This is a genomic window from Pediococcus sp. AC40 (assembly GCF_030252485.1).
Taxonomy (GTDB): Bacteria; Bacillota; Bacilli; order Lactobacillales; family Lactobacillaceae; genus Pediococcus; species Pediococcus acidilactici.
Window position 1 is genome coordinate 1,624,567 of sequence record NZ_CP127012.1, and the last position, 15,277, is coordinate 1,639,843.

Genomic DNA, 15,277 nt, shown 5'->3' on the forward strand with positions numbered 1-15,277 from the left:
CTCCTTTTCCAAAATAAAAAAACTCCGTAGACACGAAGTTTTTACCAACAATCAAATTATAACAAAATTATCCCCATAAAGCCATTTAGATAAACAACTTTAAGAATAATTGAATCAACCAGTCTACCAGTGCCAAGAAGGCCACAAAGAACAATGACGTGGAAACTACCGTTGCCGAATCATGTCTTAACTGCCGAAAATTAGGCCAGTCAACTTCCTTCATTTCTTGTCCAATGCTTTTTAAAAACCGAAACATATGTCCCGCCTCCTATCTGGTTTCACTGTGAAGGGTGTGCTTATTGCAACGTTTGCAATATTTTTTAACTTCTAAACGTTCCGTACGTTGTGGATTCGCAACAATTGTGTAATTTCGCGATCCGCAAACCGTACATGCTAAAGCAATCTTTTTCTGGGACATAAAACCCCTCCTTATCGTCACTCAACTTTAGCATGCTCTTTTCTGAATGTCAATTAGCGGTGTTCGTATAATTGGCGACTTAACTTTTGTTTACACCTAAGTAACGCGTTTTGAATTTTAGCAACGTCGTATCCCAGCCGTTCTGCAATCTGATCCGGCCGTAGCCCTTGAAAAAGCAATACCGAAACTTCCTTTTCAAATGGTGACAACAACGTTTCGTACTCCGCATACGTTTCTTTAACCATCAACTGGTTCTGCGGAGTAATCCGGGAAACCTGTTGTCCTAAGACCTCGGCTTCTTCTTTCAATTCTTCTAACGACTGCGCGGCAAAGCCCGCCTTTCGTTTATACGCCATTTCAAAACGTAAAATACTAAAAATGCGGTTGCGGAAATTATTTTTGAAAAAAGCTCCCAACGTAATTTTTAAATCCGCATCGTAATTAACCACCGAGTTAAAAAAGACGATCCGGCCTTCTTGCATCCAATCATCCCAATCGAAACTTCGGATGGTGTACTTTTGACGCATCTTTTTGATAATTGGGTGATACTTGTTAAACAATCGTTCAAAATTGTGCGTGTCATCTGCCTTGACCTCCGCAATAATTTTGGCTTCATCTAAATCAACTTGTTGCACTATAACCTCTCCTTTTTTGTAATCGCTTACTTTTACGGAAAGTTATGCTACCAAGCCTTTTCTGAACTACCAACCGGTTTTTTTGGGTTAAAAAAACGAATAACCGACTTTTCAGTCAATTATTCGTTAATTAGTTTTATAACGGATGACGGGAGCTGTACCCCTGATAAATCAGTAAACCAGCAGCAACACTCGCGTTTAAACTTTGAATGTCACCCACCATGGGGATGGTTAACATCTCGTCAACATTTTCTTTGGTAAGTCGCGCCATTCCCTTACCTTCGTTACCGATGATTAAGCCAACTGGGCCGGTAGCGTCCCAACGCCGGTAGTCGGTTCCTGCCATATCAGTGCCAAAGATCCATAAACCACGATCCTTTAATTCTTTCAAAGTGTTCACTAAATTATTAACTTGCACTACGGGCACCCGTTCGATGGCCCCGGCCGAGGTTTTGGCAACCGTGCTGGTCAAACCTACCGCCCGCCGTTTCGGGATAATTACCCCATGAACTCCGGCAGCATCTGCCGTCCGTAAAATCGAACCAAGGTTATGCGGATCTTCAATTCCATCTAAAATCACCACAAACGGCGCTTCGTTACGAGACTCCGCTAATTCAAAAACTTGCTCTAAGGAAGCATATTCAAAGGATGCTACCGCCAAAACTACTCCTTGATGATTTTGCCCGTTAGCTAGCGTATCCAATTTAGATTTAGAAACCCGTTGAATCACCAGCCCCTGCTTCTTAGCCTTTGCAATAATTTGGCCGATACTTTCCGATTTTAAGCCTTCTTGAATGAAAACCTTATTGATCGAATGGCCGCTTTTTAAGCTAGCCATCGCCGGATGCCGGCCGATTACGAAGTCCGGTTGTTGTTTGTTTTCGTTATTCAATACGTAATTTTCCTTCCTCTACTTTATCAATACACCACTGTGCAAATTCGTCTAGGCGTTCAGTTTGGTTGGTTAAGGATAAATAACCAACGATTGCTTCAAATCCAGTCGAAATCCGATACGTTAAAACGGAAGTGTTTTTAGCCGAAGTGTGGCTTTTAGCGTTACGGCCCTTCTTAAAGGCTTCCCATTCTGCTTCCGTGAGAAAATCATTTTCTTGCATTGCGTCAATTAACGCCGCTTGGGCCTTTGCTGACACGTAGCGGGTTGCCACGTGGTGTAAGCGGTTCGGTTTGGTCATGCCCTCTTCAATCAAATGTCTTCTAATGTAAACTTCATATTCCGCATCCCCTAAATAAGCAAGGGCGATTCCGTTAATTGCTTGATAATTAATCTCTTTACTCATCTTTTTTTCTCCAACGCGTTCCTTGAGGGGTATCTTCTAGAATAATCCCCATTTCTTTTAATTGATCCCGCAAACGGTCGCTAGTTTCAAAATCGCGCGCAGCCCGGGCTGCGTCACGCTGCTTAACGAGCGCTTCAATTTTTTCGTCAGCTGGGGCTTCCGTTGCGGTTGCTAATTCAATACCAAAAATTGCTGCCATTTCCGCAAATTGTTTTGCTAAGCGGGCAATTTGTTCATGATTTACCGTTGCTTGTTCGCTATAAACGTTAATTAAGCGGGCAAATTCGTAAACTACCGTAATCCCATTTTGGGCGTTAAAATCGTCGTCCATGGCCGCCACAAAGTCAGCTTGCAACGCTGCGGCTTGTTGATCAACTGCTGGATCAGCAGCTCCATCAGCAGTTTGGAGGCGATAATTTAAATTAACGTAGGCGTTTTGCAACTTTTCCAAGTTGTTTTTCGCGTCTTGCAGGCTGGTTTCAGTATATTGAATTGGCTTGCGATATTGGGTGGTCGACATTAAGAACCGCAAAACTTGCGGGTTAACTTGCTTAATTAAGTCATGCACCGTGACAAAGTTGCCGAGGGACTTACTCATCTTTTCATTATCGTCGCCCACGGTCACAAACCCGTTATGCATCCAGTACCGGGCAAACTGCACGCCGGTCCGGGCTTCACTTTGAGCAATTTCATTTTCGTGGTGCGGAAATTGTAAATCTTCGCCGCCCCCGTGGATATCAAAGGTGTCGCCTAAATACTTCGTTGACATGACCGAACATTCAATATGCCAACCGGGACGGCCCTTCCCCCATGGAGCTTCCCAAGCAATTTCGCCAGGTTTAGCAGCCTTCCACAACGCAAAGTCAATCGGATCTTCTTTTTGCGCCGTTTCTTCGTCGTTAATGTGTTGGCTGGCACCCTGTTCTAGTTCATCGATATTTTGGTGGGAAAGTGCGCCGTAATTTTTAAAACGCCGGGCCCGGTAATACACGTTGCCCTCCACAACGTAGGCGTAGTCTTTTTCAATGAGGTCCGCCACGAAGGCGATGATGTCCGTAATATTTTCGGTTGCTCGCGGATTTACGGTCGCTGGTTCCACGTTCAGGGCCTGAACGTCTTCCTTAAATGCCGCAATGTAGCGTTCCGCTAGTTCCGGAACCGTGATGTTTTCGGCTTGGGCCGCCTTAATCATTTTATCGTCAACGTCGGTAAAGTTAGACACAAATCGAACCTGGTAACCGCGGTATTCTAGGTAACGGCGAATGGTATCAAACGCAATTACGCTGCGGGCATTTCCAATGTGAATGTAGTTGTACACGGTTGGTCCACATACGTACATGGAGACCTGCTGATCAACTAAAGGTTTAAAAACTTCCTTTGAACGAGTCATCGTGTTATATAGTTTAATCATTTTTTCACTCCCTCAGGGGATTTTTATCTCTCCTAATGATAATTGAAAACAAAAGCTAACGCAAAGAAGAAAAGAGGCCCAAAAAGCATTCTCCCTCAGGAAATTACTTTTCCAGCCCCTTTTTAATCATTCATTAAATGAACTAATTATTTTTATTTAGCTTAATTCTTCAATCATTGCTCGCAAATGCTTCATCGATAATTCGTGGCCCAACAATTCCAAGCTTTCTGGCAATTCTGGTCCGTGCATCTCGTGAGTAATTGCAATCCGAATCGGCATCCACAATTTACGACCCTTAACGCCGGTTTCCTTTTGAACCGCCTTAATAGCCGCCAAGATGTTTACCGTGTCAAAGACTTCTAAGTCAGCAAACTTCTTTTCCAAAGCCTTAAGCACTGGTAAAGCATCATCCTTAGCCATTTCTGCCTTAGCTTCTTCGTCAATGTCTTCCGGACCGTTAAAGAATAGTTCAGCAAAATCAACAATTTGCGCAGTGTAACTCATTTGCCGCTTGAACAAGTTAATTAACTTACGAGCCCATTCAATCTTCATTGGGGCAGGATCAGTTTCAATCTTGCCCGCCTTGATCAATTGGTGCAATGCGGAATGCATAATGCGATCCTCGTCAGCAGCCTTCACGTATTGGTTGTTAATCCATTCTAACTTCTTCGCGTCAAACGCCGCTGGAGACTTGCTTAACCGTTTTTCATCGTACATCTTGATGAATTCGCGTTGGGTAAAGATTTCGCTTTCACCCACTGGAGACCAACCGAGTAATACGATGAAGTTTAGCATTGCTTCTGGTAGGTAACCTAAGCTCCGGTATTGTTCAATAAATTGAAGGATTGTTTCATCCCGCTTACTGAGCTTCTTACCAGTCTCACTATTGATGATCAAGCTCATGTGACCGAATTTTGGTGCTTCCCAGCCCAAAGCTTCGTAAATCATCAATTGTTTTGGTGTGTTGGCAACGTGATCGTCCCCACGGAAAACGTGGCTGATCTTCATCATGTGGTCGTCAACTACTACCGCGAAGTTATAGGTCGGCATGCCATCCCGTTTTTGGATAACAAAGTCGCCCCCGATGGTTTCAGAATCAAAGGCAACGTGGCCTTTAACAATATCGTCCCATTCGTACTTCTTGTGTTCGGGTACCTTAAACCGAATTACGGGTTGAATTCCCGCAGCCTTTGCGTCAGCAATCTTTTGGGCTTTTTCTTCAGGTGATAATCCAGCGTATTCGTCAACGTAATGCGGCATTTCACCGTTTGCCCGTTGTTCTTCGCGTTGAGCGGCTAACTCTTCTTCAGTCATGTATGACTCGTAAGCTTTGCCTTCCGCTACCAACTGGTCGATCAGGGGTTGGTAAATCTCTTTTCGTTCAGATTGCCGGTAAGGACCGTAATCGCCGGGTTTGTCGGGACCTTCATCCCAATCCATGCCTAACCACTTCAAGTTATCGATTTGGCTTTGTTCACCATCGGCGATATTCCGACTTTGGTCGGTATCTTCAATTCTTAAGATAAACTTTCCCTTGTAGTGACGAGCAAATAAATAATTAAATAAAGCTGTCCGGGCGTTTCCGATATGCAAATGTCCCGTTGGACTTGGCGCATACCGCACGCGTATTTCTTGCTTTGCCAAAATTAACACCTCTCCCAAAATTATGTCACAATGTCTCTATTCTACATTTATCTACTACAGAAATAAAGTGAGCCACGGAAAAACTTTTCTTCCGGACCCCTGAATCTTTAAGCTGAACAATTCTTTACTTAGATTCTGGCTTTTTGCCTTCCTTTTCGTCCGGCTTATCGTGGGTAATTTCCTTCGTGGAATGCATCGGCTTAGCGAAAATCATCCGTCCCGCATCAGTTTGAATTGCACTCGTAACGATAACTTCGATCGTCTTTCCAATGTAGAACTTCCCGTCTTCGACCACGACCATCGTTCCATCATCTAGGTAAGCAACCCCTTGTTGCCGTTCCGTACCATTCTTAACCACGTGAACGCTCATTGATTCACCCGGAATTACCCGCGGCTTCAAGGCGTTAGCCAATTCATTAATGTTGAGTACCTGAACGTTTTGGAATTGACTCACCTTGTTTAAGTTGTAGTCATTAGTAACAATTACCGCGTCCTTGTCCTTGGCCAGCTGAATCAGCTTACTGTCGACTTCTTCAATCTCTTCGTAATCGCCTTCGTACATCTCAATGGGCATGATTTTTTCGCTCTGTAACTTGTTTAAGAAATCCAGCCCGCGCCGGCCGCGCACCCGTTTAATGCTGTCTGCAGAATCGGCAATGTACTGTAATTCATACAATACAAAGTTAGGAACCAGCAGGGTACCTTCTAGCAATCCCGTCTTCACCAAATCGTAAATCCGGCCATCAATCAAAATGTTGGTGTCCAAAATTTTGTAGTGGTGGTAATTTTCACCAGCCCGGCGGTCAAGCACTTGGTTATTTCCATCGCGCTTCCGGGTCTGGAACAACTTCTTCCACTCGTTAAACCGGGTTGTTCCTAATCGGTAACCCAAATAACCCAGCATTAGCATTAAAATCAGCGGAATTACCGTATTCACAAAGAAAACGTGGGACCGATAGAATAAGGTCGAAATTAAAATTGCAATTACTAGCCCCAATACCGTTCCAATGCTTCCGGTAATTAAATATAGCGGCGACGTATCAATTAACGCCTTTTCGATTCGTTTCATCATTTTCAAGACGTAACTCGTCAAGAAAATGGAAAGAATCCAAAAAATAACCGCCCCAATTAAAAAGTTAGTCACTCGGTTATTCAATAAAACAATCGTGTTGATCTTGAAGATCAACCAGATCAACGGTAGGTACGCCATTCCTAGCGCCCCACCGGCCAAAGCGAAGACCGCTTGGACGATCCGTTTCTTGATGTCTTTCATTCTCTTTCCCCCTCGTGTTAAATAAATTCAAGTCGAAAAGTTACCTTTCCAACTACACTCGTACGTCAAACAATCAATTATCTTTTTAATGCCCTTGCTCTAGTTACCGGCACCGTTAATTAAATGCCCGCCGAATCGCGTCGGCAATCGTAGCTACCCCTACAACTTCAATTCCTTCGGGGGGCTGCCACCCCTTTAAATTATTCTTTGGAATCAAAATCCGCTTAAAACCAAGCTTTTGTGCCTCAGCGACCCGTTGTTCAATTCGGTTAACCCGCCGAATTTCACCAGTTAAGCCGATTTCACCAACAAAACTATCGGTCGGCCGGGTTCCCTGATTTTTAAAACTTGAAACAATACTAATCGCCAACGCTAAGTCAATTGCGGGTTCGTCAAGCTTGACGCCGCCCGCCGCCTTTAAATAGGCGTCTTGGTTTTGCAAAGTAAGCTTTGCCCGTTTTTCGAGCACCGCCATGATCAGCGAAACTCGGTTGCGGTCTAACCCGCTCGCCGTGCGCTGCGCATTGCCGAAGATGGTGGGCGTGATCAAGGCTTGTATTTCAACTAAAATCGGCCGAGTTCCTTCCATTGAAACTACAATTGCCGATCCCGAAGCATCTTTTAAACGCTCTTCTAAGAAAATTTCTGACGGGTTAGCCACCTCGCGTAACCCTTCTTCGCGCATCTCAAAGATTCCTAATTCGTTCGTGGAACCAAAGCGGTTCTTCACCGCCCGCAGGATCCGGTAAGTGTGGTGCAGATCACCTTCAAAGTAAAGCACCGTATCCACCATGTGTTCCAAAATCTTAGGGCCCGCAATTGCGCCGCCCTTGGTCACGTGACCAACGATGAAGATGGTAATGTTATTGGTTTTCGCGATTTGCATCAATTCTGCGGTAATTTCTCGAATTTGAGAAACGCTCCCCACCGCCGATTCAATATCCGGTTCCTGCATGGTCTGAACCGAATCAATGATCACGTATTCGGGGTGTAACTCCTCAATCACCGCCCGCACGCTAGACATATCCGTCTCTGGATACAAATAGAAGCGCTCACTATTAACTTTCAAGCGTTCGGCACGCATCTTAATCTGGGAAGCACTTTCTTCACCCGAAACGTAAAGTACTTTGCGTTGCGTCTCTGCCAACTGTCCTGATAGCTGTAACAACAGGGTTGATTTTCCGATTCCAGGATCCCCACCAATTAAGACTAGGGAGCCGTCAACCACCCCGCCACCAAGCACGCGGTTAAGTTCTTCCATCCCGGTCTTTACCCGGGGCTCCTCGTGCATCGCAACATCCGAAATCAACTGTGGTTGCGTATGTTTGCCATCAAAGCTCACCCGACTTTTTCGTTCGGCCTTTGGGTCGCTCATCCGTTCTTCAACTAAAGTGTTCCACTTACCACAATTGGGACAGCGTCCTAAAAATTTAGGGGAGGCGTATCCGCAATTATTGCATACAAACTGGGTCTTAACTTTTGCCATTCTCCCGTCCTCTCAATCCGTGTGATCACCTTATAGAATAGCATGGATCACCTAGATTTATTAGTGATTTGTTTGACCTTTATTGATTTTTAATTATCGTTTGGTTGAACCAAAGCCACCCGTCCGCGTTTGAAGGTTACCCGTTTCACCATCCGCAGTCAGATAGTTCATGAAAATTCCTTGACCAATCCGTTCACCTTTTTTAATGGTGATGTCCGTAATTCCGTAGTTAATTAATTGGAAGAAAATTTCCCCTTCATTGCCGGAATTATTGTAGTAATCAGCGTCAACAATTCCCACCCCGTTAGGTAAAATTAATCCTCGTTTTAGCGGGTTGCTGGAACGGTTAGCTAACATTAAATATTCATCATCTGCCATGTAGGCCTTAATTCCCGTTGGCACTAAGTAAGGTTTTAAAGCCGCTTGGGCCAATTGTTGCTGCGCGGGAGAAACTTCTTCTTGGTGGTGAATTGCCCACAACACTTTAATGAAGTCCATCTTCCAAATACTTGGCAACGTAAAATCACGGGCTGCTTCAAAATCATACCCCGCGGCTGCCTTAGTCTGCCGTTGTGGCAAATGCAATCCTTGTCCTTCGTAACTGCTTACAATCTCAAATCCTCGTTTCATATCGTTCCTCCCAATGATGTTTATTTCATTATCCGTTGTATCCAAAAATTTGTAAACGTAAATCTCGGTAATCAATTGACTTTATCCGCTTTCTTTACGACAATTAGTAGGGTAAGGAGGCTTGGAAAATGAAGCGTAACCTTGATGAAAATCGCCTATTTTGGACAAACGACGCTAACGACCAGGTCGGACAAATTTTATATTCCCCAATGCCGGATCATGCAACCTTGATCTGTGAAGAAGTTCTGGTGAATCCCCAGTTTCGCGGCCGCGGAATCGGTGGCAAAATCATGGCTGATTTTGTGGAATTTGCTAAGGAACGGGAGCAAAAAATTTATCCGCTTTGCCCGTTTGCCCTCAAGTACTTTCAAAACCATCCCGAACTTGCCGGCATGAATATGCACGAGCAAATCACTGCTGAAAAAGTTAAAAATCTGATCAACCGAAAGTGAGTAGATAATTATGGATCAAAATGAACTAAAAAAACTGGTAGGTAACGAAGCCGTTAAATTTATTGAAGACGGCATGACCGTTGGCTTAGGAACCGGCTCGACGGTTAAATTTATGGTTGACGCCTTAGGTAAGCGCGTTAAGGAAGAAAATTTAAACATCGTGGGGGTTCCGACTTCCGATCGCACTGCTAAACAAGCTCGCGATTTAGGAATTACCGTTAAGTCAGTTGACGAAGTTGACCACATCGACTTGACCATTGACGGTGCCGACGAAATCAGTAGCGATTTCCAAGGCATTAAAGGTGGCGGGGCAGCCCACCTCTTCGAAAAAATTGTGGCAACCAATTCCAGCAAGAACATGTGGATTGTTGATGAATCTAAAATGGTCGACAAGTTGGGCGCTTTCCCACTCCCGCTTGAAGTAATTCCTTATGGTAGCAAGCAAGTCTTCAAGAAATTAGAAGCCAAGGGATTCAACCCTGAGTTTCGCATGGATGAAAACGGTAATCACGTTTTAACCGACTCTAAAAATTACGTAATCGACTTGCATTTACACGAAATTGACGATCCGCATGCTTTGGCAGATTACCTAATCAAACAGGTTGGAATTGTCGAACAAGGCCTCTTCTTAGACACGGTTAACACGGTAATCGTCGGCCGGCAAGATGGACCCGAAGTTCTTCAAGCACGTCCTTAATTATTATTAATAAACAAAGTTTTTTAAAAAGAATTGGAGCTGATTTATTTGAGTAAAGAAATTTCTAACGAATTGATTAACCAATTTAATCAAGAATATCACGACCGCAAAGAAGCCAAGGTACTGGAACGGACGGTTACGAAGAATGGAATCTTGAACGCCAGTCGTAACTTAGCTGCCGATATCCAAAGTACCCCGGTTTTCTCCATTGATTTGGATACCGGTGACGTGGCTAACCAAAAACAAAGCGGGCGCTGCTGGATGTTTGCCGCTTTAAACACCATGCGTCATGACATGAAAAATCAGTTTAAGGTGCCAGGTAACTTCGAACTTTCCCAAAATTACACCTTCTTCTGGGATAAGTTTGAAAAATCAAACTGGTTCTACGAAAACATCATTAAAACCGCAGATCTTGAACCAGACGACCGCAAAGTGGCCTTCCTACTTAACGAACCCCAAGGTGACGGTGGTCAATGGGATATGCTGTGCGCCCTAATTGAAAAATACGGCGTGGTACCACAATCTGTTTACCCAGAAACGTACAATAGTTCTAAATCTCGTGAATTCGACACCCTATTAAACGAAAAACTTCGGAAAGATGCGATCACCCTCCGTAAGATGGTCCGAGACCAAGCTAGTGAAGATGAAATCCAAAGCCGGAAGGAAAAAATGCTTAGCGAAGTTTACCGGATGGCTGCTTACAGCTTTGGTGAACCGCCAGTTAAATTTGATTGGGAATTCCGGGATAGCGACCAAGTTTACCATCGGGAAGCTGGAATTACTCCTAAAGAATTTTATGACAAATACGTGGGTTGGAACCTTGATGACTACGTTTCAATCATTAATGCACCAACCGCGGATAAGCCATTTAACAAGACGTACACAATTGAAATGTTAGGCAACGTGGTCAATGGTCGGCCTGTTAAACACTTGAACCTTACCATGAAGGACTTCAAGCAAGCAGCGATTAACCAATTAAAAGCTGGTAAATCAGTTTGGTTTGGTTGCGACGTTAACCAACATTCGGAAGCTCGTGAAAAGGGACTGCTCGACCTTGACGCCTTTGCGGAAGATGAACTATTTGATATTGACCTTTCCATGACCAAGGCTGAACGCCTAGATTACAAGGAAAGTTTGATGACCCACGCAATGGTATTAACCGGGGTCGACCTCGTCGATGGTCAACCAACAAAGTGGAAAGTCGAAAATAGTTGGGGAAAGAAAGTCGGCGAAAAGGGCTACTTGGTAATGTCAGACGCGTGGATGGACGAATACTGCTACCAAGTTGTTGTTGAAAAACAATACTTAACGGAAGCCCAACGTAAGGCCCAAGCAGAAGACCCAACGGTGTTGAAGCCATGGGATCCCATGGGATCGTTGGCGTACAAGGATTAGAGAGCAAAGCCCCTGGGTAGCTTATGAGAACTAACGGAATTTAGAGGTTAATTGCGGGTTAGGCGATTACCCCTAAATTGGGTTAGCCGGAAAAGCTTGGTGGCTGGAGCTCATTTCGACTACATTGTAGTGAAACGCCGCTCTACCACCATCTAAAAAAGGGCTGTGACAAAAGTCTTTAAACAAAAAACGGTTCATGAGGAGAAACTTCCTCATGAACCGTTTTTATTTTGGTGTTTTGACTTCAATAGCGCCAAAACGGGTGCCAAAAGTCAATTAGTTCCGCTTAACCAAAAATTGACCATCATGCCAAATTCAGGCATCATGAACAATTTTCAGTTAATGCTCGCAAACTACCCGACTTTCGTCCCACTCTCTTTTTAGCATTAAAATTTACATTTTAGTTTTTTGCACAATGTTTAAACGGTGATCCATTTCATAAACGATCGGCTCGCCATTTTCCACTTCAACCCCGTCAATCCCCTGGTCCGAAATCTGTTCAAGATACTTGATTAGGGCTCGTAAAGAACTGCCGTGGGCAACCACCAACTGATTTTCTCCTTGAATCAGCCGTGGCACAATCTGGTCAACCCAGTAAGGTAGTAACCGGTCGTACGCCATATGCAAACTTTCTCCTAACGGTTCGTGAAGAATCCCGTACATCCGATAGCGACGGTCGTGGTCGGCCTGGTTTAATAAAGGAGGAACCGCATCAAAACTTCGCCGCCACAAGGCTACCTGATGTTTACCATAAATTTGGCGGGTCGCATCCTTATTCTGTCCTCGCAGCGCACCGTAATGTCGTTCGTTTAACCGCCACGTTTTGGTAATTGGTAACCAACTTTGACCAAGTTCATCAACCACAATATTGGCCGTGACGATTGCCCGTTGCAACATCGAGGTGTGCACCGCGGTAAAATTAATTCCCGCCTTTGCCAACAATTTCCCCGCTTCATGGGCCTGTTGGATGCCGCTTTCCGTCAACGGGACGTCAGACCATCCCGTATAAACGTTATCCCGGTTAGCCGTACTTTCACCATGTCGAATCAAAACTAATTTAGCCATTACTTTCTCCCCTATTTCAGCAATTAATCGGCAAACCAATCCCGTAAAACCTGCTGAAATTTTTGCTCACGTTGCATCACTAATTCATTTTCATCCATTTTCCGGCTCGTTGCAAGCCATTGCCGCAAAGCTTTCCTTAAATTTTCAGTTAATTGGGGGCCTTCCTTGAAAACTTGGTCCGCAATCCCAATTTGTTGTAATTGGCTAGCAGTCATTGGCACGCGAGCCAATGCACGGTCATCACGTAATATTGCCGCCATGGCCTCCGGAGCCGCGACGGAAAACAGACCATTTTCTAACATCCATAATTGGTTAGCGTTGGCAAAGGCTAGCGCTCCTCCGCTGTGGCCTTCGCCAACGATGACCGCTAAGTTAGGAACCCGGAGCGCACCCATGGTTTCCATCAGGTTGGCAATCATTAAGCTTTGACCTTCATTTTCGGAGTCAACGCTAGCATCGGCGCCCGGCATGTTTAGGAAACTGACCACGGGGCGGTCAAACCGTTGGGCTAACTCCACGTTCCGTAACGCCTTGCGATAACCGCCCGCCCGGACTGCGCCACCATTTTTCGCTAACCGCTCGGTAAGGTCCTGCCCCCGATCCACGCTTAAAAAAGTCACCGGTTGTTCTTCAAAAAGGCCGATTCCCGCCCATACCGCCGGATCATCGCTATTCACCCGGTCACCATGGATTGCCACAATTTCCGTAAATAGCCGTTGAATAATTTGCCGGCCCGTAATCCGTTGCGCGGAACGAACCTTATTTAACCGCGCGCTTAATTCCTTATCCATGTTAACCACCGTACCCATGTAATCTTAGTAACCGTTGCAAATAACCGCGCAACTCTTCTCGTTGCACTACGGAATCTAATTGCCCATGCTGCAATAAGTATTCGGCCGTTTGAAAACCAGCGGGCAAGTCTTCTCCAATGGCTTGCTGAATTACCCGTTTTCCTGAAAAGCCAATCTGCGCATGATCTTCCGCAATTACGTAATCACTTTTGAAGGCAAAACTAGCTGACACCCCGCCCATCGTCGGGTCGGTTAACACGTTAATGCTTAAGCCACCAGCTTCTCGCAACCGGCGTTGTTCAGCTAGAATCGTATTCATTTGAAGCAGCGCATAAATTCCTTCTTGCATCCGCGCGCCACCCGAAGCCGTAAACAAGATCAACGGGTAACCTTGGTGCCGCGCCCAACGCATAATTTGCCGCAACGCCGTTCCAGTTACCGTGCTCAAAGTTCCCATCATAAACCGGTTATCCATAATTCCCGCAGCTACCGGATTTCCCGCGATGGTCCCCCAGCCAATGGTGACTGCTTCGCCGTGTCCGCTTTGTTGCCTACTCTTGGCTAACTTTTGATCGTAATTGGGAAAATTTAATTGATTTTGCGTTTCCACCGGCACGGTAAGCTGGTTAAACTTACCTTCGTCAAAAGTAATCGCAATTCGTTCTTCCACCGTTAAACGTTGTGGACAACGACAAAAAGGGCAACGCCGAAACGTTCCCCATTGTAATTCATGTACGTGTTTGCCACATTTTGGGCATTTTGACCAACGATTTTGCTTTTGCATCACTAACACCCATCCAAAAGATTTTGATAAGTTCGAATGTCATAAGTTCCTTGAATAAACGCGGGACTTGCGACTAATTGCTCTACCGCGGCCAAGTTCGTTGGCACTCCGGCAATTTTAGTTTGTTTTAAAGCTTGTCGTAATTTTTGTACCGCTTGTGCTCGTGTAGAAGCCGTAACAATAATTTTTCCTACCAACGCATCGTAATACGGTGCAATTTGGTTGCCCGCAGCATACCCAGTTTCAATTCGAGTAGCGGGCCATTCCAATTCAACAAGTTGCCCTGGAGCGGTGGCATTAATCCGCGCCTCAATTGCGTGAACTTGGGCATCCCCCACCTTTACCAGCTCTGGTTGGCCAGCCGCTACTACAATTTGGGTCTGCACAATGTCAATTCCGGTTGTTTCTTCGGTCACCCCGTGTTCAACCTGTAAGCGGGTGTTCATTTCCAAAAAATAAAATTCTTCCCCCACTTGCAAAAATTCCACGGTGCCCAAGCTTTCATAGCCGCTTTGATCCAACAAACGGTGAACCGCTTGATACAGCCGCTCACGTTGTTCAATCGTCAAGTTAGCCGGACTTTCTTCCACTACTTTTTGGCGGTGCAACTGAATACTACAATTCCGGTCGCCTAAAATAATGATTTGTTCGTTAAGCCCCAGCACCTGCACTTCAATATGGCGAGCATTTTGGAGGTCCTGTTCCAGATACAATGGTGAACTTCCAAAGGACGCACCAGATTCTTGGCGAACTACCGCAATGATTTGAGATAATTCCTGTTCATCGTGGGCAACCCGGATCCCTTTGCCTCCGCCCCCAAAACTAGCCTTTAATAAAACGGGGAATCCTAGCTCTTCAGCTGCGGGTTTAATTTGTCGATCGTCAGTAATCAGCCCGCTACCAGGGATGGTGGGCACCCCTCGTTTTTGCGCTAGTTCGCGAGAACGTTCTTTATCCGCGTAGCGTTGAATTTGGTCGGGACTGGGCCCAATCCAGGTCAACCCACACTCAGCAACCATGGTCGCAAATAGCGGATCTTCCGATAAAAAACCATACCCCGGATGAATTGCATCGCTACCGGTAATTTGGGCCGCCATTAAAATTGCTTCCCGATTCAAGTAGGATTCCTGTGCACTCGCCGGCCCCACGCAAATTGCTTCGTCGGCCATTTGAACGAATTGGGCCTGCTCATCAGCGGTTGAATACACCACGACCGTTGAAATTGCTAGCTGGCGACAAGCTGCAATAATTCGGACGGCAATTTCGCCGCGGTTAGCAACCAAAACCTTCTTAAACAT

At 45.3% G+C, this 15,277-nt stretch carries 17 protein-coding genes; 3 read left to right on the top strand and 14 right to left on the bottom strand.

What is annotated here, in order from left to right:
• Positions 1-85: 85 nt before the first annotated feature.
• The 10 genes from secE to NL111_RS08115 all read right to left on the bottom strand — a co-directional run bounded on the left by secE (position 86) and on the right by NL111_RS08115 (position 8,795).
• Complete coding sequence (secE, locus tag NL111_RS08070) at positions 86-256, bottom strand: preprotein translocase subunit SecE (RefSeq protein WP_002832350.1); 171 nt, start codon at positions 254-256, stop codon at positions 86-88.
• A gap of 12 nt (positions 257-268) precedes the next feature.
• Positions 269-418, bottom strand: a complete 150-nt coding sequence (rpmG, locus tag NL111_RS08075) for a 50S ribosomal protein L33 (protein ID WP_002832352.1) — start codon at positions 416-418, stop codon at positions 269-271.
• Between the two features lie 53 nt (positions 419-471).
• Positions 472-1,053: an RNA polymerase sigma factor gene (locus NL111_RS08080; RefSeq protein ID WP_002832354.1), complete on the bottom strand. Its 582-nt coding sequence runs from the start codon at positions 1,051-1,053 to the stop codon at positions 472-474.
• 136 nt (positions 1,054-1,189) lie between these two features.
• A complete protein-coding gene (gene rlmB / locus NL111_RS08085) occupies positions 1,190-1,945 on the bottom strand; it encodes a 23S rRNA (guanosine(2251)-2'-O)-methyltransferase RlmB (RefSeq protein WP_002832356.1) in 756 nt (251 codons plus the stop codon).
• Complete coding sequence (locus tag NL111_RS08090) at positions 1,938-2,351, bottom strand: Mini-ribonuclease 3 (RefSeq protein ID WP_004165556.1); 414 nt, start codon at positions 2,349-2,351, stop codon at positions 1,938-1,940. The genes rlmB and NL111_RS08090 overlap by 8 nt, the downstream gene beginning before the upstream one ends.
• Positions 2,344-3,762, bottom strand: a complete 1,419-nt coding sequence (cysS, locus tag NL111_RS08095) for a cysteine--tRNA ligase (protein ID WP_024862956.1) — start codon at positions 3,760-3,762, stop codon at positions 2,344-2,346. The genes NL111_RS08090 and cysS overlap by 8 nt, the downstream gene beginning before the upstream one ends.
• 156 nt (positions 3,763-3,918) lie before the next feature.
• Positions 3,919-5,406: a glutamate--tRNA ligase gene (gene gltX / locus NL111_RS08100; protein WP_002832359.1), complete on the bottom strand. Its 1,488-nt coding sequence runs from the start codon at positions 5,404-5,406 to the stop codon at positions 3,919-3,921.
• A 124-nt stretch (positions 5,407-5,530) separates the two neighbouring features.
• Positions 5,531-6,679: a PIN/TRAM domain-containing protein gene (locus NL111_RS08105; protein WP_002832360.1), complete on the bottom strand. Its 1,149-nt coding sequence runs from the start codon at positions 6,677-6,679 to the stop codon at positions 5,531-5,533.
• Between the two features lie 115 nt (positions 6,680-6,794).
• Positions 6,795-8,165, bottom strand: a complete 1,371-nt coding sequence (radA, locus tag NL111_RS08110) for a DNA repair protein RadA (protein ID WP_002832361.1) — start codon at positions 8,163-8,165, stop codon at positions 6,795-6,797.
• A 93-nt stretch (positions 8,166-8,258) separates the two neighbouring features.
• Positions 8,259-8,795: a dCTP deaminase/dUTPase family protein gene (locus tag NL111_RS08115; RefSeq protein WP_002832362.1), complete on the bottom strand. Its 537-nt coding sequence runs from the start codon at positions 8,793-8,795 to the stop codon at positions 8,259-8,261.
• A 128-nt stretch (positions 8,796-8,923) separates the two neighbouring features.
• On the opposite strand from NL111_RS08115, the gene NL111_RS08120 reads away from it, so the two are divergent.
• From NL111_RS08120 to NL111_RS08130, 3 genes are read left to right on the top strand one after another with little or no spacing between them, the layout of a single operon-like run.
• Positions 8,924-9,247, top strand: coding sequence for a GNAT family N-acetyltransferase (locus NL111_RS08120; protein ID WP_002832363.1), 324 nt, complete (start codon positions 8,924-8,926; stop codon positions 9,245-9,247).
• 10 nt (positions 9,248-9,257) lie between these two features.
• Positions 9,258-9,944: a ribose-5-phosphate isomerase RpiA gene (gene rpiA, locus NL111_RS08125; protein WP_002832365.1), complete on the top strand. Its 687-nt coding sequence runs from the start codon at positions 9,258-9,260 to the stop codon at positions 9,942-9,944.
• Positions 9,945-9,992: 48 nt separating this feature from the next.
• Positions 9,993-11,339: a C1 family peptidase gene (locus NL111_RS08130; RefSeq protein WP_002832366.1), complete on the top strand. Its 1,347-nt coding sequence runs from the start codon at positions 9,993-9,995 to the stop codon at positions 11,337-11,339.
• Between the two features lie 393 nt (positions 11,340-11,732).
• Here the strand turns inward: NL111_RS08130 and NL111_RS08135 are convergent, their stop codons facing one another.
• Genes NL111_RS08135 through NL111_RS08150 form a run of 4 tightly spaced genes read right to left on the bottom strand, consistent with a single transcriptional unit; the run spans position 11,733 to position 15,277 of the window.
• The gene (locus tag NL111_RS08135; RefSeq protein WP_285110135.1) at positions 11,733-12,404 is read right to left on the bottom strand and encodes a 2,3-bisphosphoglycerate-dependent phosphoglycerate mutase; all 672 of its coding nucleotides are present in this window, start codon (positions 12,402-12,404) and stop codon (positions 11,733-11,735) included.
• Between the two features lie 23 nt (positions 12,405-12,427).
• Positions 12,428-13,195: a carboxyltransferase subunit alpha gene (gene accA, locus NL111_RS08140; RefSeq protein WP_285110136.1), complete on the bottom strand. Its 768-nt coding sequence runs from the start codon at positions 13,193-13,195 to the stop codon at positions 12,428-12,430.
• Between the two features lies 1 nt (position 13,196).
• Entirely contained in the window at positions 13,197-13,979 is a 783-nt protein-coding gene (locus NL111_RS08145; protein ID WP_285110137.1) for an acetyl-CoA carboxylase carboxyltransferase subunit beta, read from the bottom strand.
• Between the two features lie 2 nt (positions 13,980-13,981).
• Positions 13,982-15,277 carry an acetyl-CoA carboxylase biotin carboxylase subunit gene (locus NL111_RS08150; RefSeq protein ID WP_285110138.1) on the bottom strand — a complete coding sequence of 432 codons (1,296 nt, stop codon included), beginning with the start codon at positions 15,275-15,277 and terminating at the stop codon, positions 13,982-13,984.

Coding starts and splice junctions, on each gene's coding strand:
- NL111_RS08120 (WP_002832363.1), top strand. CDS start 8,924: ATGAAGCGTAACCTTGATGAAAATCGCCTATTTTGGACAAACGACGCT.
- rpiA (WP_002832365.1), top strand. CDS start 9,258: ATGGATCAAAATGAACTAAAAAAACTGGTAGGTAACGAAGCCGTTAAA.
- accA (WP_285110136.1), bottom strand. CDS start 13,195: ATGGATAAGGAATTAAGCGCGCGGTTAAATAAGGTTCGTTCCGCGCAA.
- secE (WP_002832350.1), bottom strand. CDS start 256: ATGTTTCGGTTTTTAAAAAGCATTGGACAAGAAATGAAGGAAGTTGAC.
- NL111_RS08115 (WP_002832362.1), bottom strand. CDS start 8,795: ATGAAACGAGGATTTGAGATTGTAAGCAGTTACGAAGGACAAGGATTG.
- rpmG (WP_002832352.1), bottom strand. CDS start 418: ATGTCCCAGAAAAAGATTGCTTTAGCATGTACGGTTTGCGGATCGCGA.
- NL111_RS08150 (WP_285110138.1), bottom strand. CDS start 15,277: ATGTTTAAGAAGGTTTTGGTTGCTAACCGCGGCGAAATTGCCGTCCGA.
- cysS (WP_024862956.1), bottom strand. CDS start 3,762: ATGATTAAACTATATAACACGATGACTCGTTCAAAGGAAGTTTTTAAA.
- radA (WP_002832361.1), bottom strand. CDS start 8,165: ATGGCAAAAGTTAAGACCCAGTTTGTATGCAATAATTGCGGATACGCC.
- NL111_RS08105 (WP_002832360.1), bottom strand. CDS start 6,679: ATGAAAGACATCAAGAAACGGATCGTCCAAGCGGTCTTCGCTTTGGCC.
- NL111_RS08145 (WP_285110137.1), bottom strand. CDS start 13,979: ATGCAAAAGCAAAATCGTTGGTCAAAATGCCCAAAATGTGGCAAACAC.
- NL111_RS08135 (WP_285110135.1), bottom strand. CDS start 12,404: ATGGCTAAATTAGTTTTGATTCGACATGGTGAAAGTACGGCTAACCGG.
- NL111_RS08090 (WP_004165556.1), bottom strand. CDS start 2,351: ATGAGTAAAGAGATTAATTATCAAGCAATTAACGGAATCGCCCTTGCT.